The following is a 22,627-nucleotide window of genomic DNA, read 5'->3' as shown; positions in this document are numbered from 1 at the left end:
CAGGGGCTTCGAAAGAGCGTTCAGGCAATGCAGGGTGCTTGTCTGGGGCCAGCATAGAACAATTCCGTTGCAATTCGCATGCAAATGAGGCTGCGGCGCCCCTGGCGGGGCAGTCGCCGTTGCGGATAAGCACTGATATGATTGCCAGTCAACACAGACCCGGCGCCGGGTTTGGTAGGGGCGCTTGGTGGTGACCCGGCACGGCGGTGGGCAGAGGTGGACAACGTGGCTGAAGTTCTTTTCTACGAGCATCCGGTACCGCTCAACCGTGTCGAGCACAAGGACCTGCGCATGAAGGCCGTGCCGAACGTCAAGTTCGCCATGAACGCGCATTCCGTGCCGCTGACCGGCGTCGAGTTCGGCATCGCGGCGCGCGACCTGCTGATCGTGTTCGCCGGTACCAGCGTCGCCGACGCCGGCCCGGTGGCCCTGCTCGGCCTGCGCCAGAACGAAAACCTGTACGTCGACGCCGACGGCCAGTGGTCGCCGGACACCTATGTCCCGGCCTTCGTGCGCCGCTACCCGTTCGTGCTGGCCGAGAAGCCGGCAGGGCAGGAAGGCGACGACTTCACCGTGTTCCTAGACGAGCGCTACGAGGGCTTCAACGCAACCGAGGGCCAGCGCCTGTTCAAGGAAGACGGCACCGACAGCGAACTGCTGGCCAATGCCGTGGGCTTCCTCGGCGATTTCCAGCAGAACGTCACGCGCACCAAGTGGTTCATGGAGCAGCTGAACAATCACGGCCTGCTGGAGCCGCGCAACGTGCAGTTGCAGAAACAGGGCAAGGACGGCGAGCAGGGCAAGTCGATCAACCTCAACGGCCTGTTCGTGGTCAACGAGGAGAAGCTGCGCACGCTGGACGAGAAGACTTGCCAGGAGTTCCTGCGCGAAGGCGTGCTCGGCTGGATCTATGCGCACCTGCTGTCGCTGACCAATATCGACCGCCTGGCCCGTCGGCTGGACGTGCGCGAGCAGGCCGAGGCGGCTGCCGGCACGGTCACGAACTGATCGTTCCATTCCGCTGATCGCAAGGAAGCCGCCCTCGGGCGGCTTCTTTCGTTGATGCATTCCGCTGGACGGGTTCAGCGGACCGGCTTGACCAGCCGCAGCAGGTCGGGTGCGTAGCCGGCAGCTTCGTACAGGGCGCGGGCGCGCTCGTTGCCGGGGAATACCGCCAGCGTCACCAGCTGGCATTGGTGTTCGCGTGCCCAAGTCTCGGCATGCGCCAGCAGCGCCTTGCCGACGCCACGCCCCTCGTGCTGCGGCGCCACCGCGATGTCGGAGATGTGGCAGTTGCTGCGCCCGGTGAAAAAATCCGCGGTGCGCTGCAGGTGGATGAAACCGGCCCGTTCGCCGTCTTCGTCCTCGGCCACGAACAGGTAGCTGTTCGCCGGCTGGTCCTCCAGATGGCGCAGCAGGTCGTTGCGGATGCCCTCGATGCATTCGTGGCGGCGCCGCCATGGCGGCAGCGTGAAATCCACGAATCGCGGCACCTGATCGAGGATGAAATCGTCGTCGTCTTCTTCGGCCAGGCGAATCAGCAGGGACATGTCGGTCATGAGGATCGAGTCGGTGGCGGGGTGACGGTGCCGTTTCTACACCTTGCATGGTGGCTGCGGTAGTCCCTGCCGGCACGTGTATATTTTGCGGAGCGCGACAAAGGCCGGGGCGATGCATCGGCCTCGTCTTGCCGAACGGCATCCACGCAAGGAAATCGCCCATGTCGACCACCCGCCGCCTCCACATCCAGCCTGCCGGGGATCCCGTGCTCGCGCAGGGCATGCGCGACATCCACGACGACCTGAAGCTGCCGTCGGCGTTTCCGCCGGAAGTCGAGGCCGCCGCGGCGCAGGCGGCCGCGAACCCGCGGCTGCCGGCGCTGGACCGCAGCGACATCGCCCTGGTGACCGTCGACCCGCCCGGCTCGATGGACCTGGACCAGGCGATGCATGTCGAGCGCATCGATGGCGGCTATCGGGTGCACTACGCGATTGCCGACGTCGCCGCCTTCGTCAGCGCCGGCGATCCGGTCGACCTGGAGGCGAACCGGCGCGGCGAGACGCTGTACGGCGCGGATGCGAAGATCCCGCTGCATCCGAAGGTGCTGTCCGAAGATGCCGCCTCGCTGCTGCCCGGCCAGCTGCGGCCGGCGCTGTTGTGGACGATCGACCTGGACCGGACCGGCGAAGGCATCGCCGTCGACGTGCGGCGCGCGAAGGTCAGCAGCCGCGCCCGGCTCGACTACGCCGGCGTGCAGCAACGCATCGACGCCGGCACGGCCGAGCCGATGTGGGCGGTCTTGCGCGAGATCGGCGAGCTGCGCCGGCAGCGCGAGTTCGCCCGCGGCGGCGTCAGCCTGCCGCTGCCGGAGCAGGAAGTCAGCGTGGTCGGCGGCCGCTGGAAGCTGGCGTTTCGCGCGCGCATGCCGATCGAGGACTGGAACGAGCAGGTCTCGCTGCTGACCGGGATGGCCGCGGCGCACCTGATGGTGCAGGCGAAGGTCGGCCTGCTGCGCACCTTGCCGCCGGCCGGCCCGCGCGCGATCGAGCGCCTGCGCGTGACCGCGCGGGCGCTCGGCATCGCCTGGCCGCCCGGGCTGGATTATCCCGGCTTCATCCGTTCGCTGGATCCGTCGAACGACGTGCATGTGGCGATGCTGACCGCCTGCACCAGTGTGCTGCGCGGGGCCGGCTACGCGGCGTTCGACGGCGCGCTGCCCGCGCAGCCGATGCACTCGGCGCTGGCCGCGCAGTACACCCACGCCACCGCGCCGCTGCGCCGGCTGGTCGATCGCTACACCGGCGAGATCTGCGTGGCGCTGTGCGCGAAGCAGCCGATACCGGCGTGGGCGCTGGCCGCGCTGCCGGGCCTGCCGGTCACCATGCAGGCCTCCGGCCATCGCGCCGGCCAGTACGAAAGCGCCGTGCTCAACCTGGCCGAAGCCGCCGTGCTGGCGCCGCGCGTGGGGGAAGTCTTCAACGGCGCGATCGTCGAGGTCGCCCATGACGACCCGGGCAGGGGCACGGTCATCGTGCGCGACCCGGCGGTCGAGGCCAGCGTATCCGGCGGCGCGAGCCTTTCGCTCGGCGCCGACGTCAGGGTGAGCTTGGTCGAGGCCGATCCGGTCAGGCGCGTGACGCGTTTCGAACTGGCGGGGTGACCGCGGCGGCTGCCTTTCAATCGCGTGGTGGGGCGGGAGGCGACCGCCGTGGCCCGAACGCCTGACGCGCGGGATCAAGGTTCATTCGTGCGGATCGCCCGGGAGAAATCGTCTCTCGCCGCGTTTCGCGCGCGCCCGGTGATGCGGCCGCGGCGGCGCAGTTCGTCGAGCGGCGCGCTCCGGTCCACCGCGCCCACGTCGTGGAGATAGCCCGGCAGGTAGCCGGTCAGCAGCAGGCGGGTGTCCCACGGCAGGCCCGGGTCGATCTGCCGGGCCATGCGGTAGACGAGGGTGGTGCAGTTCGAGGTGAGGGTGTTGTAGAACTCGGGCTGCCCGGCCAGCCGGTTCGCGGCCTGCACGTAGGCGAGGAACAGCGAGCGCATGGCGGGTCGGTCCATGCGCAGCGGGTAGAGGTAGTCGTCCTCGCCGCGCACGTTGGTGCGCACGCGGATGATGTCGCGTTCGTCGGCGGCGACCAGGGCCGTCTCGAACTGCTTGAAGAAGCCGCCGATCGGCGAATACCGCTGGCCGCGCTGCCGGCGGATCTCCACCGAGAAGACCACGCGCTGGCCGTCGTCGAAGCCGAACGAGATCATCGCGTGGGCGATCGCCCGGCTGCCCCAGTACGACAGCACCGCGTCGGCCGAGGCCAGCCGGTCCAGGTCGTAATGGCGGGTTTCCCAGCGCGCGTCGTAGTCGTCGTCGCTGCGCCAGTCGAAGTTGCGCACGTTGTGGAGGGTGACGGCGCTGCCGCCTACCGTGCCGCCGAGCTGGCGGGCGACGTCGTCGGCCCAGGTCCGCGCGTTGGACGGCGCGATGCTCGTCCACCACAGCAACAGCAGCGCGTACATCGCCGCGTAGGCGCCCAGCGGGAGCCAGCTGCGGTGGCTGATCGCGACGATGGCGAACGCGATCACGGCGAGCGCCCACGACACGCTGCCGAGCGTGCGCGCGGTCGCGCCGCCGGGCAGCTGGTACCACAGCGCCATGGCGCCCCAGGCGCCGGAGACGAAGGTGGCGATCGCCGCCACCGCGATGAGCGCCGCCCTGCCGATCATTCCACCCTTCGTCGCCATCTCGTTCCCGGGCATCCGTCCACGACCCAAGCGTGCGGCTTTGGCCGCGGCATGACAATGCCGGAGGCATCGACGCGGCGGCTACAATCCCCGCATCGTCCGGCCGCAGGACAAGACGCCGATGGGGACACTGCAGATGGGGGCCGGCCGATGAGAGCCGGAACGTGCGCCTGGATCGTGCGCTGCGCGGGCGTCATCGGGCTGCTCGGCCTCAATGCTTGCGCGATGGTCGGGGTGAGTCACGTCAAGACGAACGACTACGTCAACCAGCGGCGTGCCGATGTGATCGGCAGCAACCGCCTGAGCGACCGCACCGTGCAGTCGCTCAACGTGGTGGCGCTGACGGTCGACAGTTGCCAGCGCGAGTTCGCCGGCTGCACGGGTACCGTCGCCCGTTCGGCGGGGCTGACCGACGAGCAGCGGCTCTCGGCGCTGGCCGAACTGTGGCTGGGCAGGGCGCTCAAGGCCGATCGATCGCAGCCCGGCGTGGCGATGGACGACGCGACGCTGGATGCTTTCCTGCAATCCGCGCGCTACGCCTATGCGTATCTCTTCTACACCGCGCGCTCGCCCGCCGAGCGTGCGTTCGAGCTGCGCCAGGTGCAGGTGACGGGGTTCTACAACCTCGCCGTGCAGCGGGTGATGAGCCGCCTTTTCCTGGAGCTGCCGCGGCTGGACCCGCGCTGGACCCATGCCACGCTGGCCGGCTGGACCGTGCTGCGCCCGCAGAGTGACGTGCATCTGGCCGGCGATGCTCGGGTGCCGGCGGAGCTGATCCCGGCGGCCAACCTGCGCTTCAACGGCCTGCGCAACGTCTATCGGCGCGACGGCTTCGGTTCCGACTTCGTGGCCGTTGCACCGGAGCAGAAAGCCGATGCCGAGGTGCCGTGGCGCGAACCCGACTATGTCTCGATGACCGGTGCGCTGGTGTTCGATGGCGGCACGCTGGATGACGTGCTGGCGACGCGGCAGGTGCGTCTGTTGGTGCGGGCTCCCTACCGCGACGACACCATCGCGGTGGGTGGGCGGGTGGTGCCGCTGGGCGCGAACTTCACCGCGGCCTACGGCGTGTGGCTGGCCCGCTCGGGTTTCGCCAGCCAGTCGATCCGTTCGCTGCTGGGACGCGAAGGCGGCATCCGCACGCCGCGCGTGCTGCTGATGCAGCCGTACGACCCCGATCGGCTTACCGTGGTGATGCTGCACGGCCTGGCCAGCAGCCCGGAAGCGTGGATCAACGTGGCGAACGAGGTGATGGGCGACGAGGAACTGCGCCGCAACTATCAGGTGTGGGAGGTCTACTACCCCACCAACCTGCCGGTTGCGGTCAACCTGGCCAACATCCGCAAGGCGCTGGACGCCACGTTGAAACATTACGACCCGTCCGGCCAGGCGCGTGCCTCGCAAAACATGGTGCTGATCGGACACAGCATGGGCGGCGTGATCGCGCGCCTGCTGGTGTCGTCCAGCGGCGACAAGCTGTGGAGCCTGATCCCGCTGCGCGCGAACCTGTCGGCGGCGAAGCGCGCCCGTTTTCGCGAACGCCTTAGCCGCTATCTGCAGTTCACCCCGATGCCGCAGGTGAACCGCGCCGTCTTCCTGGCCTCGCCGCATCGCGGCACGCCCTACGCGCAACATCGCCTCGCCCGCTGGATCGGCAACCTGATCCGCCTGCCGGTCAGCGTGCTGAAGGAAATGGCCAGCATCACCGAGCTGATCAAGAGCGACGGCGACGAAGGCGGCAACGCCCCGTTGCTGCGCATCCCCAACAGCATCGACAACCTCAGCGACGCCGACCCGTTCATCGTCGCCGCGGCGAACCTGCCGATCTCGCCGCGCGTGCGTTACCACACCATCGTCGGCGTCTACAAAGAGAAGGGCCCGCTGCAGGACAGCAGCGATGGCGTGGTGCCGTACCGCAGCGCGCACCTGGCCGGCGCCGACTCCGAGCTCGCCATCCCGTCATGGCACAGCGTGCAGGAAACCCCGGCGGCGATCCTGGAGTTGCGGCGGATTCTGCGGCTGCAGATATCCGCCGCCCGGTAGGCTGGGCGGCCGCGCGGGCTTCAGTCTTTCGGCCTGAAGTCCCAGTGGACCGTGACCGTGCCCATTTCAGCCTCGCCCAGCGCATCGCCGACGATGTTCATCTCGCTTATCCAGCTTGTCTTCTCGAAGGAGTTGTCCTCGATCTGGGAGCGGATGAGCGACGGGAACTGGGCACTTCCCTGGATCTGGCTTGACGAGGTGACCTGTCCCTCGCCCGTCACGGAGTGGAGCCACAGACGGCCCTCGTACGACTCCTTGTCCCCTATCACGGCCCATCGTTCGCCCGAGCCATACACCTGCCCCTGCAGGTAGAACGAATAGGTGCAATCGCGCCTCAGGGTGAGGATGAGCATCGTGCCGTCCTCCGACATGCCCTTCTCGAACGGCCGCAACTTGCCGTTGCCGGTGAATCGGTCATACATGGTGAGCGCGCCCCGTTCGTCGTAATCCTCCTCGGTGTAGGTGATGTTGGCGGTTCCGCTGGGGTTGGGGCTGAAGTAGCGCACCAGGTAGTCGCCACCGCGCCATTGCCGGCGGGTGTCTTCCGGCATGTCCGCGCTCAGGCTGACTGCGAAGTTGTAGACGGCATGTCTGCCGCGATCGTCGTAGACGTCGCGCGACTGGTTGTAGGACACGCTGCCCGTCCAGGTCTTGCCCTCCAGCAGGTTCGTGCAGGTGCCGGTTTCGGCGACGGATACGGGCGCCGTCTTGGTGTCTTTCGCGCCGTCGCTGGCCATGGTGAGGGTCGCCACGTAGCTGCCCCGTTTCTCGTAGCGATGCCCGGCCTTGGTGGCGCGGGTGCAGTCGTCGAAGGTCTGCTGGCTGGAGCCGTCACCGTGATCGAGCACGCAACTTGGCGCTGTCCGGTCCGGCGGCAGCGGAATGTTCCAGGTGAACTTTGTATCGAGGGGAGCTTCGCCGCCGGACGGCGAAACCTTGAACTCCCAGTCGGGATAGATTTCGGTGGAGCCGTCGGGCCGGGAACCACCCAGGCTGATTGTCGCCACGTAGGCACCGTCGGTGTCGGCATTCAGGCGCGAGGTGTATGGGTATTCGTGCGAGACGGAGTCGGTTTTCCGGCAGTCGCCGATGTGCTCCACCGGTGAGCCGTCGCCGAAGTCCACCGTGCAGGCCAGCGGACCTTTGTCCTCCAGTTCCTCGGCGATTTCCCAGGTCAGCTCGACCTCCATCGGCGCGGTGCCGTGGCGCGGGAGCGGTTCGAGCTTGACGCCCACGTCGATTTTCTTGGATTCCACCAGTATGTCTTCGCCGAAGGCCCCGCCGTTCCAGACGCAACCGGGGCACATGCTGTGATCGACGAGTACCTTGCTACGATCGCCGGCTCCGCGCGTCTCCGCGCGCACGCCTGTCTTGCCATACCCCTTGGCTTCCCACACCAGTGCCTTTTCCTGCGGCTCGACCACTTGCTTGTCTTGGCTGAACAAGGTCACCAAGTCGTCGCTGGTGATCTTGGCCGGGCCCCACTTCATCGCCGGCATGGTGAACGCGCCGGGGTTCACCCCCGCGGTCGAGCCGCGCTGCATGTATTCGGAACCGCGCAGTGCGGCCTGGTAAATGTCGATGGTGTAATCGAACACGCTCACCAGGGCGTCCTTGTACGCCTGGTTGAACTTGATATTCGGCCCGACGACCATCTTGGTCAGATCCACCAGATCCATGACGGTAACGGTCTGCGGGTGGTTCCGCGCCTCTACCTCGATGGTCACCTTGGCGATCTCGCCCACGCGCATGAGGCCCTTGTGTTCGACGATCTCGAAACGGGACAGCTCGGCGGGCAGCAGCGACAGCGAGACCTTCTCCATCACGAAACTCGTGATGGTCAGCAGGGCGCTGACCATGGTGTGCCCGGGGATCGCCTTGCCGGCGACGCCCGCCGCGCCGAACGCCAGCCCAAGGGTATTGGCGTAGAGCTCGGCCGTGGGCTTGACGACCTCCAGCGTGAACGCGGAAAGCACGCCCTGGACCTGCATCAGGCAGGCGATCTCGAAGGCCTTGTCGTCGCCGCCCCGGCAGCGTGCCACACCGCCGCCAGAGACGACGTAATGGCTGCCACCGCCATCGCCGTCTGTTCCCAACCCCATCGTGGCGAAGGCGCTGCCGCCAGCAAGCGCCGAGTCGGCCGCCCATGCGGCGGTCAGGAGGCCCGCCGATTTCAGCAGGTCGCCGGTGTAGGCTGCAGCGCTGGTGGATGCGCTGAACGAACGCGGCTGGAAGCCGAGGTCGGATGCTTGCAGCGTGGCGGCCATCGAGTTGCCTGCCGCCTTCGCCGCGACGGCGAGGACGTTCAGACCGGCGCGCCGATGCGGGCCCTGCGCCGTGGCCGGGCTGGCCGACGCATCGCCGTCCGCCGATGGCTTGCCGGCCAGGGCGGTCGCGTAGGCGTCGAGGTAGGCCGCGCCACCGCTGGAAGCCAGCAGCGCGTCGGTCAGCTCCAGGTCGACCTCCGCGCCGGCCAGCAAGGGCGAGGTGCCGGCGAGTACCGCGGCCAGCGAGTGGTCGCCTTCGCTGACCAGGGCTCGCAGCGTCGCCAGCGTCGCCTGGCGGTAGGCGCGATCTTCCTCGCGCTGCACCGGCAGGGAGGTGAGGATGCTCTCGTAGGCCCCGGTGATTGTGGCCAGCGAGCGCTGCACGCCGGCGGTGGTGCCCGGTGCGCGCTGCAGTTCGGTGACCCGCAGTCCGCTCTTGCTGGCGGCTGCCAGCACGCCGCCCCGATGCACTTCCACCGGCTGCGGTTGCGCCGGGGGCACCGGCCAGTTGTCCGGCCCCAGGTACAGCGGCACGAGAATCCGAATACTGCCGTCGGCCAGTCGTTGGGCTGCCGCGGGCTGGCCGCCGACACGCACATCGAGGCGCTCGTCAGCGACCACCGGAACGCCGCTCAGCAGCACCGGCGCACCGGGCGCCGCCGATGCGGGCGCGAAGGTGAGCACCGCCGGCTTGCCCGGCATAGTGTCGACGGCGGCCGTCGACGTCCGCGCCGAAAGGTTCGCCTTGCCATTGCCGGGACTGCGAAGCAGCAGCACGCAAGTCGCGACCAGCAGCAGGCCCGCCATGCCGACGACGAGGCGACGCCGCGGCAGCTTCAGGTAGCCTCGGCGCAGCAACGGCCAGACGGTGTTCCGCCACCCCTGCCACAAGGCCGGCAGCAGCCTGCGGACGGTGAAAGTGCCGATTGCGGTCAGTAGCGCGAAAAGGAGTACGGCCATTCGCCACAAGCCCTTGCCAACGGCGATGGCGATGCGTTTGAGCAGGTGGTTCCAGTTCGTCGTCATGTCCGTCGTTCACCGCAGGAGTAGGGAGTGGTGCGACGTGTCCGGGCCCGCCGCCCGGCCACGCGGTCAGCGTCCGATCAGCCCGCGCAGCAGGCCCTTGGCCGTGCTCTTGACCGGCGCGGAGGATGCGCCGGCGCCGAAGGACATCAGCATCGCGGTCGACTTGTTGCGCAGGTGCACGTTCCAGCCCGGCTGGCGGATGGTGCGTTCGCTGCCGTAGGCGATCATCTGCAGCATCGGCGCGGCGTTGCCGTTGCCGGCGAACACCTCGCGCGGAATGGCGCAACTGCGCGCGCCAGCGTTCAGCAGGGTGCGCGAGCCGATCCACCGGGCGATCTGCTTTTCGGGCAGGTAGCCGATCAGTTCCGGGCCGGCGTAGCCGTCCTCGGCGCTGCTCCACATCACGATGGTGTTGCCGTCCATCGCGGTGGCGTGGATGAAATAGGCGCGCGCCCCGTCCACCGCCTCCCACTGCAGCGTCGTGCCCTGCTGCGAATTTTTCTCGCTGCGCAGTTTCAGCTCGGGCATGAAGTCGTGCTCGCGAGCCAACTCGAACTGCATCGTTTCGGGCAGCCCTTCGCTGGTCACGCGGTGGCTACCGACCAGCGAGCCCTTGGCGGAAACCGTCTTGCGGCTGGACGGATTCGGCCACAGCACGTGTTCGGGACCGGGATCGATACCCGACGACGGTACCTGGCGCGGGGTGGGTGCGCGGCCGCTCTGCGCCGGCTTGCCGTTGCGGATTGTCATCGTGTACTCGGCCGGCTGGCCCGCCCGCACCTGCTCGCCGCAACCCCAGTAGTAGCGCACCCGGAAGGTGCCGTCGCCGGCCGCTGTCTGAGTGGCCGACGCGCTGTCGGAATCGTTGGTCGCGGTGCGACGCGGCGCGGGCAGCAAGTCGATCCGCTCGCCGACTCGCAGGCCCTTCGGCACGAACTGGCTGGCCGGCGTGCCGGGTCGCTCGCGGTTGTGCAGGGCGATGTCCAGATACTTGCCGGCCATGCCGGGGCTGCGCGCCATGCCGTAGCTGGCGGCCTGGCCGCTCATCGCATTCGCCATCCGGCCGATGCCGCCCATGCCGGGCATGCCGGGCATGGCGTGGGTCGCCACGTCGATGTACAGCTCCGCGGGCCTGGGCTTGGTCTGCGCGCTGGCGTCCGTCGGCAGCGCGGCAGCGATGCCGACGGCTAGAGCCGAGGCGGCGAGGAAAATGGAAGAAGTGTGCATGCGCGGCGCCCTCGTTGGGGCGGGCCGAAACGGCGGCCCGGCCGAGCCCGGCGAGTCCGGGTCTCCCATAAACGAGATTTGCGCGCGAAAACTGACAGCCGCCATCGCGGGCGGCCCGGCGGCCGGTAGCTCGCCGCCCTACGGCAGCGCCGTGCAGCGGGCCCGGCTGGTCGCGGCGACGCAGTGCGCCAGCGGGGTGACGCCGGCGAAATCGCCCAGGCCAGCGAGTAGTTCTGTCGTGGCGGCCGCATCGCCGGTGTCCCGGGCCAGCAGCAGCGACAGCATCCAGGGGCGCTGCCAGTCGCGCGCGAGGCTTACCGGCGGAAGCTCGCTGCGCAGCCCGGCGAGAAGCTGTGACGCCTCCGCGTGGTTGCTGCCCAGGACGTGCCGCTCGGCCTGCGCCAGCCGGTAGGCCAGCGGTGGCTCGATCCCGGCCGGCGGCGCGCAGCCTTCGAGCGTTTGCGTGGCGGCCTCCGCCTTGCCGCGGCGCCACTGGATCGAGGCGGCCAGGCCGCAGGCGGCGAGGCCGGCGCCCTGGTGGGTCAAGCCGTGCTTGCCGATGATGGCCGAACTCCGGCCCAGCGCTTCGGCCGCACGGGCGGGTTGATCCAACGCCGTCAGTACATAGGCATGGCCGCGGTAGCAGGATTCCGCATGCAGATCCATGCGCTTGATGCGGTCGTCGATCGCGCTGCTTGTCTCGTAGTGTTCGAGGGCATCCGCATGCCGGCCGCGTTGCATCAGGTACGCCGCGAGGTTGCAGTGGGCGAGCGACGCATGCAGGTGGGGCCGGGTATAGATGCGATCGGTGATCTCCACCGCCTGCCGTGCCAATGCCTCGGCGCGCTCGAGCCGGCCGGCCTTGCGCATCGTGGTGGAGGCATCGGCGGCGGTGTACGCGTAACTGCCACTCTGTTCCCCGTCCAGCGCGCGGACCAGGCGCAGGCGTGTTTCCTCCAGCTGGATGCGCTCGGCGAAATCCGTGGGCCGGGCGAAGGCGATGGACACGGCAAGACCGTTGAGCGTGTCCAGGTGCAGCCGCGAATTTTCCAGCGGGCTCCCGGCGATACGTGCCAGCGCCTGCCGGTGCAGCGCTTCGGCCTCCGCCGGGGCGGTGGTCGCCAGCGCCATACCCAGCGCGTTCATGGCACGCAGATGGTCGGCGACCGGTGTTCCCAGTTGATGATCGAGGGCCAGGGCGGCGCGGGCGTGGCGGATCGCTTCGGCTGTGTTGCCGCGCACACGGTGCAGTCGCGCCAGTTCCTTGTGGATGGCCCCGGCTTGGCGTGCTTGGGTTTGCCCGGCGCCGCCCGCGGCAGCCATCAGTTCCAGCGCCTGTTCGAGGTCGCGCGCGGCGTCATCGAGCTGGTTCAGGCGCAGGCGCGAAACCCCGGTCAGGTGGAGGATGTCGGCGGCGGCCAGCGGATCGCTGGCGACGATGTTCTCGCGCGCCTGGCTGGCGCCTTCGTCGAGCAGGTCGAGCGCGCTGGGAATGCCGCCCGCATCCGGGTTGGTGGATTCGAAGACGTGTTGCAGGAAGTCGCGCACCAGGGTCGCCCGCTGCGCCTGCACGCGCGCGTTCGCCGCCTCTTCCTTGGCGATGCCCGCCTGCCACAGCGTGGTCGCCACGCCGCCGGCGAGGGTGAACAGCAGTAGGCACGCCGCGGCGACGCCGACCTTGTGGCGACCGACGAACTTGCGCAACCGGTAGCCCGGCCGCGGTTTCTGCGCCAGCACGGGCAGGCCGCCGAGCCAGCGGCGCAGGTCGTCGGCCAACGCCTCGGCCGAGTGATAGCGTTGCTCCGGTGCTTCGGACAAGGCCTTGAGCAGCACCCAGTCGAGGTCGTTTTTCAACGGCAGGTAATGGCGGTGGCAGGCGTCGCTGTCGGCGCGGACCAGCAGCGAAGGCCGGGTGGATCGGCTGCTTTCGGCCGTCGTCTGCGGCGTGCATCCGGTGAGCAGGCGGTGGAGCAGGGCGCCGAGGCCGTAGATGTCGATGGCGGTGCTCGGCAAGGCACCGTGCAGCTGTTCGGGCGCCGCGTATCCGGGCGTCATCGCGCGCAACATCGTCTGCGTGCATTCCTCGGTGGAGTCGGTGAACTGGCCGACGCCGAAATCGAGCAGGCGCACGTGGCCGCTGACTTCGACCAGCACGTTCGAGGGCTTGAGGTCGCGATGGATCACCAGGTTGCGGTGCGCGTAGGCCACGGCGTCGCAGACCTGTAGGCAAAGATGGACGATCGCGCGCGTATCGAGCGCGTGCGATTCACACCAATGGTCGATGCGTTCGCCCTCGACCAGCGGCATCGCCAGCCAGCAGGTACCGTCGTCGGCGACGCCGGAGTCGATCAGCGAGGTGATGTTTGGGTGGTTGAGGCGGGCGAGGATCGCCGTCTCGCGCTGGAAGCGGTCGCGGCCAGTGATGCCGAGCGCGCCGAGGGTGAGGATCTTGATCGCCGCCTGCTGCCGCGCCACGCCCTGCTCGCGCCAGCCGCGATAGACCACGGCCATGCCGCCGCGGCCGAGCTCGGTTTCCAGGGTCCAGCCGCCGAGGCGGCACCCGGCCAGGTCGCCGCCGCACGGGTCCAGCGATGCCCGCGGCTGCCGGTGCGCGGCCAGCAGTTGCTCGAGCCGCCGCCGCACCGGCGCCGGCAGCGTCTGTGCGGCCAGCCAGGCCTCGCGTTCGTGGTAGGGCAGGTCCAGCCACTGATCGAAGGCCGTGTCGGCTGCCCGCCAGTGAGCCAGCGTCTCAGCGTCCATCACCGGCCTCGTCGAGCATCGCCTGCAGGAATGCGCGGGCACGCTCCCACTCGCGGTATACGGTGCGTTCGGAGCACGCCAGCAGGCGCGCGATCTCGCTGAACTCCAGCCCCGCGAAATAGCGCAGCTCGACGATCCGGCGTCGCTGCGGGCTGATTGCTTCCAGCTCCTGCAGGCACTCTTCCAGCGCCAGCACATTGGTCGTCGCCGCCGGCACCTGCGGGACCTGGTCGTCGAGGCTGATCATGACCTGCCCGCCGCCGCGTTTCTCGGTGACGCGCTGGCGTGCGTGCTCGACCAGGATCCAGCGCATCGCCTGTGCCGAGATCGCGAAGAAGTGGTTGCGGTCGGTCAGCGACAGCGGCTTGCCCTGGGTGATCCGCAGGAACAGTTCGTGCACCAGCACAGTCGGGGTCAGCGTGGCCCCGTTGCCGTGCAGGCGCGCGTTGGCAAGGCGCAGCAACTCCGGATACAGCGCTTCGAACACGGCGCCCAGTTGCGCGGGCTCGCCGTCGCGGGCAAGTGCAAGCAAGCTGGTGATGTCGGTGTCGGACACGCGCGCCTTCCCCTTGGCAGATCCCGCCGGCGACACAAGTAGTCGCTGGCCGGCATGCCGTTGCCGAGTTCTCGATTTCAGGCTGCAGGCCTGGGATCGCGCATGCAGCCGGCGAAGCATGGTGTCGGTGCCATCCGTGCCAGAGGCGACTTCTACCATATCCGCCAGCATGGCGGGTTCGGTCCGGATTTTGTCATCCGGGCCGCGTGACCGGGGTCTCGTGACCGGGCAGAAGTACGGAGTCGGGCGATGGCAGGTTCATCGATCCGGATCGATGAACCTGCCACTGGTTCTTGCATGGCGCTGGTGGCATCAGTGCACACGGAAGCATGCCTGCGCTGACGAAGGCAGGTAGCTTTCTTCGCCCACCCGCCGGCAATGGGCGATCAGGCCGGCTTCGGCGCGGCGGGCCTGCTGCCAGTCCTCGCGCGTGAACGCAAACCCGCCGGCCGCGCAGCCGCGCAGCTCGGCTTCGATCGCGCGCACGCGGCAGTAGTCGAGGTAGCAGTCGATCTCGCCGGCCAGCTGCGGCCAGGCGGCATCGATCAGGATGGCGTCGTCGAATCGCCCGACCAGCGGCGCACTGTCCGGAATCAGGTTGTGATCGCCGTGCACGTAGTCCATCACCACACGGGCTGGCTCGATGGCTTCGCCGGCCGGCTGCCAGGTCGCGTCGGCGATCATCCGGTCGACCGCGCTGGCCAGTTGCAGGCGTTGATCGATGCTCGCCGGACGCCGGTTGTCGGCCGATCGACCCGCCAGCTCGCGCGACGCCGTGGCCAGTTGGTCGCAATCGAGCGGGAAGTGATGCAGCCGTGCCAGCAACTGGTTGAAATGGGCCAGCGCTTCGGCCTGGAGAAGGAAGCCGCCGACGAAGTGGCGCCGGGCGGGGCGGTTCAGGCTCCTCCATGCGGGCGACTGCAGGGCGGCTGACAGGGGTTGCAGGGTGGCAATCTGGGCGTTCATGGCAGACCCTCGGGTAGTGGCGCTGCGGAATGCGGCGCAGGCTCAGATTCCACCGCACGGCGGTTTGAGTCATGATGGAGATGCAGGGCTTGTATGAGCGAACGCTGAGGTTTATGTGATCGCCTGAGGGCTTCCCGATGAACCGGATGGAATCGGGCGCGCGCAGCGGGGGAGCTACGCCTTATCGCTTTGACGACATCGTGGTCGACCCGGCCGCGCACAGCCTGCTGCGGGCGGGCGTGCCCCAGCCGGTGGAGCCCAAGGCCTTCGCCGTACTGCTCGCGCTGCTGCAGCACCCCGGCGAACTGGTCGGCCGCGACGACCTGCTCGACGTGGTCTGGGGCCATCGCCATGTCACCCCGGGCGTGCTGACCCGGGTGATCGCGCAGTTGCGCCACGCGCTGGGCGACGATCCGCAGCAGCCACGCTACATCCAGACACGGCATGCCCTGGGCTACAGTTTCATCGGGCAGTTGCGGGACGATGCGGATACCGGGACTCCGCCAGCGCCGACGCCGGACCGGACCGGCGTCGATGAGGTTCCGGCAACCGGGTTGCAGGTCGCGCCGCCGGCGTTGCCGACGAGCCAACATGAGCAAGTGGGATTGTCCCGGCAGGAGCAGGCCGATCCGGCATCGGCGTGGAGCGTCCCCGAGCCGACACCGGCGCGCGGGCAGGGCATCATCGATCGGCGCTGGAAGCAGCGCCGCTGGCTGGCATTGGTGGTGCTGCTGTCTTGCGCGTTGCTCACCTGGGCCGTGATCCAGCGGGCCACGGCACCGGCATCGCGGTTTGCCGCGTCGATCGCCGTGATGCCTTTCACCAGCCTCAGCAGCCAGCCTGGCGACGAGTATTTCGCCGAGGGATTGGCCGAGGAGATGCGCGATGCCCTGGCCGGCGTGAAGGGCCTGAAGGTCGCCGCACCGCTTTCGCCGGACGCTAGGAACGGTGCTGCCGACGCCAGGGCTCTGGGGACCAGGCTCGGGGTGGCCGCGATCCTGGATGCCAGCGTGCGCCGCGAAGGCCAGCGCATCCGCATCACCGCCCGCCTGTCCGACACCGTCACCGGGTTCACGCTGTGGAGCCATACCTACGACCGCGAGCTCTCCGGTGTGTTCGATACCCAGAGCGAGATCGCCGGCGAGGTAGTGCATGCGCTGCTGGGGGCGATTCCCGGCGAGAGCGATGCCCTGGCGAAGCGCTTGACGCCCACGCATAACGAGGCCGCCTTCGACATCTACCTGCAGGGCCTGAATCTGCTGCATCGCGCACCCTCGTCCGACACCGCCGACAAGGCGATCGAGCGCTTCGGCCAGGCGCTGAAGGAGGACAGCGGGTTCGCCAAGGCGCAAGCGGGGATCTGCCGGGCCGAAATCTGGCGCCTTGAAAGCAAGCACAGCGCCGAGGCCTTCGACAATGCCAAGCTCGCCTGCCAGCGTGCTGCGCAGATGGATCCGACGCTGCCCGAGGTGGATCTGGCAATGGGCGACCTGTATCGCGTAGCCGGCGATGCCGAGCGTGCCTTGCAGTACTACCGCAACAGTTCGCGGGCACCGGCCTTGCAGGTTCGTGCGCATATCGGTGCCGCCCAGGTCTACGCGGCCGGAGGCCAGCACGATCTGTCCGCGCAGGAGTTCCAGCAGGCACTGCAACTGAGTCCCGGCGATCCTGCCGTGCTGGCCCAGATCGGCTATCAGCAGTATCTCGATGGCAACGTGCCGGGGGCGGTGATCTCCTTCCGCGAAGCGGTGGGGCGGCGGCCGGGCGACGCCATTCTGTGGGGCACGCTTGGCGCGCTGTACATGGCAGCGGGCAACAATGCCGACGCCGAGCAGGCATTGGAGCACTCGATCGCGCTCGAGCCGGCGGCGGCCACCTTGACCAATCTGGGATTGCTCAAGTACCAGGCGGGCGATTACGCCGCGGCGGTCGATCTGCGGCGCCAGGCGACCGTGCTGGACCCGCAGGACTTCAGGACCTGGGGCAATCTGGGTGACGCGTTGCGGGCGGATCCGCGAGCCAGTGCCGCGGATGTGCACAAGGCGTATGAGCAAGCCGCGGCCCGCGCCGAGGCTTACCTGAAGGTCCAGCCGAACGATGCCAGCGCGGTCGCCTTGCTGGGCCTTTACCAGGTCGTGCTGGGCGACGCGGCCAGCGCCCGCATGCTGATCAAGCGCGCCGAATCGCTGCCCGGCCAGCCCGGCGAAGTGGCGTTGCAGAATGCGGAAACGCTGGCGCTGCTGGGCGACATCGAGCCGGCCCGCCAGCGGCTGGCGGCGGCCCGTGCGGCGGGCATCGCCGAAACGGTGATCGCGAGCAACCTCACCTTCCGTCGTCTGGGCCTGCTGTCTCCGCCGGGGACGGCAGGCAGGAGTCCCGGCGCGGAACCACCCGCCTCGCGCGCGAGCAAGGGGCACCCACCCGGAGAACGACATGAGTGAAAACCCCACCATCAAACCCGGCACCTACGACATCGACCTCGGCGGCCGCGACGACGTCCAGAGCGTCAGCGTCTGCACCATCGTGGTACCGAAACCGCCATCGCGGTTCTCCCTGGAGATCGTGGTGGTGCCGAAACCAAAGCCGCGCGGTCCTGAGCAGAGCTCATAACCAGGCATTGCGTTGACGCAGGCGGACGGGGACGCTGCGTCAGCGCAACCGTACCCAAGAATGCGCGCAGATGAGGTGGTTGCGCCGAGGCGATGTCGCGGTGCAGCCGCACTGCGCGCGGTCGCTTCAGCGCAGACGTACCGCGACACCGCGCTTGGCAGTGACGTGATGCCGTCGGCGCTGGAAGGCCACGCCCTGCTCAGGAGCTCCAGTAGCCTGCGCAACGCACTCTCCATCCGCTTCGCCGGACGTCGTCGCATCGCCGTTGCCTGCAGCGACAGTATCGGGCCTCATCGCCGCCACTTCCGGCGGCGACATTGAAGCTATCGCGCACGACGGCGCCGAAAAAAGCGACGGCGTCGGCGCGCAAAGCGGGATTCGAGATTGACGCAACGGATAGGGCACCGGAACGTGCCGTGCACATGCCCCGCGGGGGGTCCAAGACGTCAGAGCAGTCCTGCTCATCAATGGCTATGTCCACGCTATCTTCGACTTCTCGGCCACACGGGGCTACTGCCGCACCGGTTTCCCGCCGCCATCTAAGAGCGGCGGCTGGCATGGTCATGACTGGGACGATTCCGCATTCAAGCTCTTCGCGGAGAGTCCCGGCAGCTCCTTGGGGGGCTCCCCGTCAGCCGCGCGCGCTTGATGCTCCTGCCTTGAGTCTGCGGCCGCTGCCGATCATCCTTCGCACGCTCAGCCGCCCACCACCGGCAGCGCAATGAAACTCGCCTGCGCCGGTGCGTGGTACACGCGCTGCGTGGCTTTCACGTAATCCGTCGGCCTGGCCAGGAAGATGTTCGGCACGAAGGTCTGCGGGTTGCGGTCGTACAGCGGGAACCAGCTGGACTGCACCTGCACCATGATGCGGTGGCCGGGCAGGAAGACGTGGTTGGCGGCGGGCAGGGCGAAGCGGTAGGGCAGGGGCTGGTTGGCGGCGACCGGCTTGGCTTCGGTGAAGCCTTCGCGGTAGCGGCCGCGGAAGATGTCCATCGCCACGGCGAGCTGGTAGCCGCCCATCTCCGGTTGCTCGGCGACCTGGTCGGGATAGACGTCGATCAGCTTGACCACCCAGTCGCTGTCGCTGCCGCTGGTCGAGGCGATCAGGTTCACTTCGGGCGCGCCGCTGATGGTGAGCGGTGCGGTGAGCGCGTCGCTGACGTAGGTAAGCACGTCGGTGCGGCCAGAGGCTTCGCGCTGGTCGTCGACCAGCCATTGCGACCAGGTCTGGCCGTCGCCGTAGCCGATCGGCTGGATCGGTCGCGCGCGGAACGGCACAGGGTGGGCGGGGTCGGACACGTACTCGTCGTAGGCATCGCCGCCGGCGGGTGCGCCGAAACCGAGCTTGTGGTCAGCCTGCAGGTACAGCGCGCGGCTTTTCGCGGCGCAGCCGTTCTCGCAGGCGAGCGGCCAGCGCGGCAGCCGCTGCCACTGGTTGCTGCCGGTCTGGTACGCGGTGACCGGCGCGAGGCCGGCCTTCGGCGCGCCATCTTTCAGGTACTGCGCCAGGTACGGACGCAGGATCTTTTCGCGGAAATACTTCGCGGTGTCGCTGCCGAAGCGGATCGCGCCGAGCGAGCTGCCCTCGTCGATCTCCTGGCCGTGGTGCCACGGGCCCATCACCAGCTTGACCATGTCGCCGCTGCTGTCCTTGGGCTTGATCGCGCGGTACACGGCGAGCGCGCCGTAGATGTCTTCCTGGTCCCACAGGCTGTGCACCAGCATCACGGGCACCTTCAGCGGCTCCCTGGCGAGCAGCTTGTCCACCGCCTGGTCGCTCCAGAAGCTGTCGTAGGCGGGGTGCGCCAGCAGCTTGTTCCAGAAGCCGAGCTGGCGCATGCCGTAGGCGTCGGCCAGCGCGCCGGCGGAACCGTAGTGCAGAAATAAGTCGTACTCGTCGTGGTAGCTGGTCCACCACTTGATCGAGTTGTCGCGGCTGGCGACCTGCTCGTAGACGTAGCTCAGGTTCTGCTGGCGGAACGCGCCGTGGTGGAACCAGTCGTCGCCCATCCAGCCGTCGACCATCGGGTTCATCGGCACGGAGACCTTCAATGCCGGATGCGGGTTGAACAGCGCCATCAGCGGCTCGAAGCCGTCGTAGGAAATGCCCAGCGTGCCGACCTTGCCGTTCGACTCGGGGATGTTCTTCACCAGCCAGTCGATGGTGTCGTACGTGTCGGTGGCGTCGTCCACCGGGGTGGGATTCAGCGGCCCGTGCAGCGGCCGGTTCATCACGTAGTCGCCTTCGGAACCGTACTTGCCGCGGATGTCCTGCACCACGCGGATGTAGCCGTCCTCGACGATGACGTCGGCGGCGTTGTCGTAGCCCTGCAGCATCGGCCCGAGATGGCCGCTCATGCTGTGCGTGGTCAGCGCGTTGGCGTCGTACGGGGTGCGGGTGAGCAGGATGCCGGCGTGGCTGGCACCTTTCGGCACCAGGATGACGGTGTGCAGCTTCACGCCGTCGCGCATCGGGATCATCACGTCGCGCTTCACGTAGTCGAAGCCGGCGGTGGACGGCACGAACTTCGCCGGCGTCTCGCTGGGGTAGTCCGGGTACTTCGCCTGCGGCGTCCCGGCGGCCTGCAGCGTGCCGCCCAGGGTGAGCAGCAGGGCGAACAGGATCGGCTTCAGGCAGCCCATGCGTCGACTCGGTTTCACGGTGATTCCCCCTGCGGACGAAGTGGCCTAGCGTAACCGCAATGATGGCCGCGGATGAGCCCGCGGACCTTGGCAAGCCTATTGCTTGACTGATCGCATGAGCGACCTTGCCTACGACATCACCTATCTGATCGAAGCCGAGTCGGCCGAGCCTGCGGCACCGCCGCGGGCGGCGACCAGGGCATCGGCCGCGGTGGCGCCATCGCCGGCAAATACCGTCAATGCGCAGGAAGCGCTGGCGCGGGAACTGCTGCAGGTGGCCGACGCCCATGAGGCACTGATCCAGCAGTATCTGCGGTTCAACGGCGCCACCTCTCAAGGTACTTCCCGGCCGTAGCGTGCCCAAGAGCTGCCGCCCTTGAAGAAAAGCTGACGCTTTTCGGCACACTGGCCGACGCGGGCCGACGGTGAGCGCGCCACGTTGATCCTTCCCGGCCGGGCATGCCCGGGTTCATCGACGGCGGACCCGCGCCTCGTTGGGTGCGCTCTATTTGACCGACTTCGAAAACCGATACTTGAGGTATTGACCGAGGGTGGGGTGATACCAGAGCCCGGAGGGGCCGACGCCGTCGCGACGGGTGAGGGTGCCGTCGACCACGTCGCGCAAGGCCTGTTTCATCAGCGGGATGGCGCCGGCCAGCTGGTGCAGCGGATAGGTATTGAAGCCGTCGCTGCCCTCGACGTGGATCCGTTGCTGGTACAGCACGCCGCCGGTGTCCACCCCGGTGTCCACCAGGTGTACGGTGACGCCGCAGTTTTCGGCATCGTCGCGGACCAGTGCCCAGTAGCCGCCGTGCACGCCGCGGTAACGCGGGGTGATGCCGACGTGGGTGTTGATGAAGGGGCGGTCGATGCACTCGATCACGGCGCGCGAAATGATCCGTGTGCCGTTCACCACTACCGCGTCGACGTCGAGCTTCCTGAGCAGCCGCCGCACCGCCGCCGTGTTGACGCTGTGCACCCGGTGGGTGATGGCTGCCGGCGGCAAGTCGGCCTGCAGCCCGTAGCGAAGGATCAGCTCGTCGATGCGGCGGCGCTGGAGTCGTGCCAGCAATCGGTTGAACGCGATGAAGGCCAGCTGGCCGATGACCGTGAACCAGCCCAGTTGGCGCAGCCGGTGCCGGATCATGGCCCGGGACGACGGCTTGCGCTCCACCACCACGGCGAGAACCTCCGCCTCGCCGGCCAGCGCGTTGTACATGAACCACGACGACGGCCCGTCGCCGCACAGCATGGCGATGCGCGGAAGCCGTCGGTTCATCGCGCAGCCAGTGCGTCGGCGAGTTCGGCCATGCCCAGCGAACGCATGCCGTCATCGCGGCGCAGGCGTTCGAACTCCTCGATCACCTGCTCCAGGAAGTGCATGTTCCGGTCGGTGTCGACGCCGAAATTGTGCGGATGCCACCACAGGTGGAAGATTTCATGATGGCGGGCGGCGTGGCGCATGGCGCGCTTGATCCGGCGCAGCCGCAGGCCGTCCAGCCAGGCCAGGCGCGGCTCGTGGGGGCGCAGGAAACGGCTGGCCGGGAAGTTGAACGGAGGCGTGCCGGCGCAGCTTTCCAGCGTGTACGTGTGGTGGCCGCTGAGGTTGATGTAGCTGTCCAGCAGGCGGCCCATGCGGCGCACGGCGTTCTGCCCGACGTTGTCGGTCGCGGCATACAGCCAGCCGTGCTCGTTGCCGCGATAGGCCGTGATGCCGTGTTCCGCCAGTATCGCCAGGTAGTCGGGGTGCCACTGGTTGCGGGGGAACACCAGGCTGCGCGGGGTGATGCCTCGCGTCGCCGCGATGCGGATGGCGGCGGCGAGATCGGCCCTGAACGTCGCGGCCGTCTGGCCGGCTTCCCGGCAGTAGTAGTGCGAGTACGTATGGGTCGCTATTTCCTGGTGCGGTGTCGCGGCGACCAGGTCGATCAGTGCGGGCGCGAAATGGTAGCGCTCGTCGATATCCGTCGACTGTTCCAGGTAGCGGTACGGGCAGAGCGCGTGGTTGTCGTAGTCGGGCCGTTCGGGCGGGGCCGCCGACAAGGCCTCGTTGCGGTCATGGCAATACAGGAAGCCCACGGCCGCCCAGGTGGCGTGGATGCGATGCTGCTCGAACAGGCCCAGCATGCGCGGGATGGCCTGCCGGGCGCCATCCAGATGCTCGCGGTAAGCATCGAGGCTGCGCGTGTCGCGCACACCCCAGTAGAGCTCGAAATCGATGGAGATTGTGAATGCGCCGGTGTTCATGCCACCCCCAGCCTGCTTCCCGCCGGCACGAGCGTATCAGCTCCAG

16 protein-coding genes are annotated in these 22,627 nt (G+C 68.3%); 6 read left to right on the top strand and 10 right to left on the bottom strand.

All coding sequences use genetic code 11. From position 1 onward, the window contains the following. Positions 1-225 precede the first annotated feature (225 nt). On the top strand, positions 226-1,008 hold the full coding sequence (locus KK131_RS15670) for a SapC family protein (protein ID WP_345777268.1): 783 nt from the start codon (positions 226-228) through the stop codon (positions 1,006-1,008). A 74-nt stretch (positions 1,009-1,082) separates the two neighbouring features. Here the strand turns inward: KK131_RS15670 and KK131_RS15665 are convergent, their stop codons facing one another. Continuing rightward, positions 1,083-1,559 (bottom strand): GNAT family N-acetyltransferase, encoded by a 477-nt coding sequence (locus KK131_RS15665; RefSeq protein WP_214557649.1) that lies wholly within the window; start codon positions 1,557-1,559, stop codon positions 1,083-1,085. 161 nt (positions 1,560-1,720) lie between these two features. On the opposite strand from KK131_RS15665, the gene KK131_RS15660 reads away from it, so the two are divergent. Further along, on the top strand, positions 1,721-3,160 hold the full coding sequence (locus KK131_RS15660) for an RNB domain-containing ribonuclease (RefSeq protein ID WP_214557648.1): 1,440 nt from the start codon (positions 1,721-1,723) through the stop codon (positions 3,158-3,160). Between the two features lie 74 nt (positions 3,161-3,234). Here KK131_RS15660 and KK131_RS15655 read toward each other — a convergent pair whose 3' ends face one another. Next, complete coding sequence (locus KK131_RS15655; RefSeq protein ID WP_250887328.1) at positions 3,235-4,236, bottom strand: DUF4105 domain-containing protein; 1,002 nt, start codon at positions 4,234-4,236, stop codon at positions 3,235-3,237. 150 nt (positions 4,237-4,386) lie between these two features. On the opposite strand from KK131_RS15655, the gene KK131_RS15650 reads away from it, so the two are divergent. Continuing rightward, positions 4,387-6,279, top strand: coding sequence for an alpha/beta fold hydrolase (locus KK131_RS15650; RefSeq protein WP_214557647.1), 1,893 nt, complete (start codon positions 4,387-4,389; stop codon positions 6,277-6,279). 20 nt (positions 6,280-6,299) lie between these two features. Here the strand turns inward: KK131_RS15650 and KK131_RS15645 are convergent, their stop codons facing one another. From KK131_RS15645 to KK131_RS15625, 5 genes are all read right to left on the bottom strand, one after another. After that, on the bottom strand, positions 6,300-9,572 hold the full coding sequence (locus KK131_RS15645) for a PKD domain-containing protein (RefSeq protein WP_214557646.1): 3,273 nt from the start codon (positions 9,570-9,572) through the stop codon (positions 6,300-6,302). A gap of 66 nt (positions 9,573-9,638) precedes the next feature. After that, on the bottom strand, positions 9,639-10,799 hold the full coding sequence (locus KK131_RS15640) for a hypothetical protein (RefSeq protein WP_214557645.1): 1,161 nt from the start codon (positions 10,797-10,799) through the stop codon (positions 9,639-9,641). A gap of 138 nt (positions 10,800-10,937) precedes the next feature. Beyond that, the gene (locus tag KK131_RS15635; protein ID WP_214557644.1) at positions 10,938-13,559 is read right to left on the bottom strand and encodes a serine/threonine-protein kinase; all 2,622 of its coding nucleotides are present in this window, start codon (positions 13,557-13,559) and stop codon (positions 10,938-10,940) included. Further along, positions 13,549-14,115, bottom strand: coding sequence for an ECF-type sigma factor (locus KK131_RS15630; protein WP_214557643.1), 567 nt, complete (start codon positions 14,113-14,115; stop codon positions 13,549-13,551). The genes KK131_RS15635 and KK131_RS15630 overlap by 11 nt, the downstream gene beginning before the upstream one ends. Before the next feature lie 312 nt (positions 14,116-14,427). Next, entirely contained in the window at positions 14,428-15,081 is a 654-nt protein-coding gene (locus KK131_RS15625) for a hypothetical protein (RefSeq protein ID WP_214557642.1), read from the bottom strand. A gap of 137 nt (positions 15,082-15,218) precedes the next feature. On the opposite strand from KK131_RS15625, the gene KK131_RS15620 reads away from it, so the two are divergent. Next, the gene (locus KK131_RS15620) at positions 15,219-17,522 is read left to right on the top strand and encodes a winged helix-turn-helix domain-containing protein (protein ID WP_214557641.1); all 2,304 of its coding nucleotides are present in this window, start codon (positions 15,219-15,221) and stop codon (positions 17,520-17,522) included. Beyond that, on the top strand, positions 17,515-17,691 hold the full coding sequence (locus KK131_RS15615; protein ID WP_214557640.1) for a hypothetical protein: 177 nt from the start codon (positions 17,515-17,517) through the stop codon (positions 17,689-17,691). Before KK131_RS15620 ends, KK131_RS15615 begins: the two co-directional genes overlap by 8 nt. Positions 17,692-18,387: 696 nt before the next feature. Here KK131_RS15615 and KK131_RS15605 read toward each other — a convergent pair. Beyond that, positions 18,388-20,334, bottom strand: coding sequence for a CocE/NonD family hydrolase (locus tag KK131_RS15605; RefSeq protein WP_214557860.1), 1,947 nt, complete (start codon positions 20,332-20,334; stop codon positions 18,388-18,390). 115 nt (positions 20,335-20,449) lie between these two features. On the opposite strand from KK131_RS15605, the gene KK131_RS15600 reads away from it, so the two are divergent. Further along, positions 20,450-20,689, top strand: coding sequence for a hypothetical protein (locus KK131_RS15600; protein WP_214557639.1), 240 nt, complete (start codon positions 20,450-20,452; stop codon positions 20,687-20,689). Positions 20,690-20,839: 150 nt separating this feature from the next. Here KK131_RS15600 and KK131_RS15595 read toward each other — a convergent pair whose 3' ends face one another. Together KK131_RS15595 and KK131_RS15590 are read right to left on the bottom strand one after the other, a co-directional pair. Then, positions 20,840-21,613, bottom strand: coding sequence for a formyl transferase (locus tag KK131_RS15595; protein ID WP_250887327.1), 774 nt, complete (start codon positions 21,611-21,613; stop codon positions 20,840-20,842). Then, positions 21,610-22,581, bottom strand: coding sequence for a polysaccharide deacetylase family protein (locus KK131_RS15590; protein ID WP_214557638.1), 972 nt, complete (start codon positions 22,579-22,581; stop codon positions 21,610-21,612). The genes KK131_RS15595 and KK131_RS15590 overlap by 4 nt, the downstream gene beginning before the upstream one ends. Between the last annotated feature and the right edge of the window lie 46 nt (positions 22,582-22,627).

Source organism: Rhodanobacter sp. LX-99, from assembly GCF_018599185.1.
Taxonomy (GTDB): Bacteria; Pseudomonadota; Gammaproteobacteria; order Xanthomonadales; family Rhodanobacteraceae; genus Rhodanobacter.
Note: the sequence above shows the minus strand (reverse complement) of the source record. Positions and strands in the feature narration are given on the sequence as shown.

Bases quoted from the DNA above. Each gene is read 5' to 3' on its own strand.
- KK131_RS15650 (WP_214557647.1), top strand. From the start codon at position 4,387: ATGAGAGCCGGAACGTGCGCCTGGATCGTGCGCTGCGCGGGCGTCATC.
- KK131_RS15620 (WP_214557641.1), top strand. From the start codon at position 15,219: ATGAACCGGATGGAATCGGGCGCGCGCAGCGGGGGAGCTACGCCTTAT.
- KK131_RS15640 (WP_214557645.1), bottom strand. From the start codon at position 10,799: ATGCACACTTCTTCCATTTTCCTCGCCGCCTCGGCTCTAGCCGTCGGC.
- KK131_RS15635 (WP_214557644.1), bottom strand. From the start codon at position 13,559: ATGGACGCTGAGACGCTGGCTCACTGGCGGGCAGCCGACACGGCCTTC.
- KK131_RS15645 (WP_214557646.1), bottom strand. From the start codon at position 9,572: ATGACGACGAACTGGAACCACCTGCTCAAACGCATCGCCATCGCCGTT.
- KK131_RS15605 (WP_214557860.1), bottom strand. From the start codon at position 20,334: ATGGGCTGCCTGAAGCCGATCCTGTTCGCCCTGCTGCTCACCCTGGGC.
- KK131_RS15660 (WP_214557648.1), top strand. From the start codon at position 1,721: ATGTCGACCACCCGCCGCCTCCACATCCAGCCTGCCGGGGATCCCGTG.
- KK131_RS15655 (WP_250887328.1), bottom strand. From the start codon at position 4,236: ATGGCGACGAAGGGTGGAATGATCGGCAGGGCGGCGCTCATCGCGGTG.
- KK131_RS15665 (WP_214557649.1), bottom strand. From the start codon at position 1,559: ATGACCGACATGTCCCTGCTGATTCGCCTGGCCGAAGAAGACGACGAC.
- KK131_RS15600 (WP_214557639.1), top strand. From the start codon at position 20,450: ATGAGCGACCTTGCCTACGACATCACCTATCTGATCGAAGCCGAGTCG.
- KK131_RS15590 (WP_214557638.1), bottom strand. From the start codon at position 22,581: ATGAACACCGGCGCATTCACAATCTCCATCGATTTCGAGCTCTACTGG.
- KK131_RS15595 (WP_250887327.1), bottom strand. From the start codon at position 21,613: ATGAACCGACGGCTTCCGCGCATCGCCATGCTGTGCGGCGACGGGCCG.
- KK131_RS15625 (WP_214557642.1), bottom strand. From the start codon at position 15,081: ATGAACGCCCAGATTGCCACCCTGCAACCCCTGTCAGCCGCCCTGCAG.
- KK131_RS15615 (WP_214557640.1), top strand. From the start codon at position 17,515: ATGAGTGAAAACCCCACCATCAAACCCGGCACCTACGACATCGACCTC.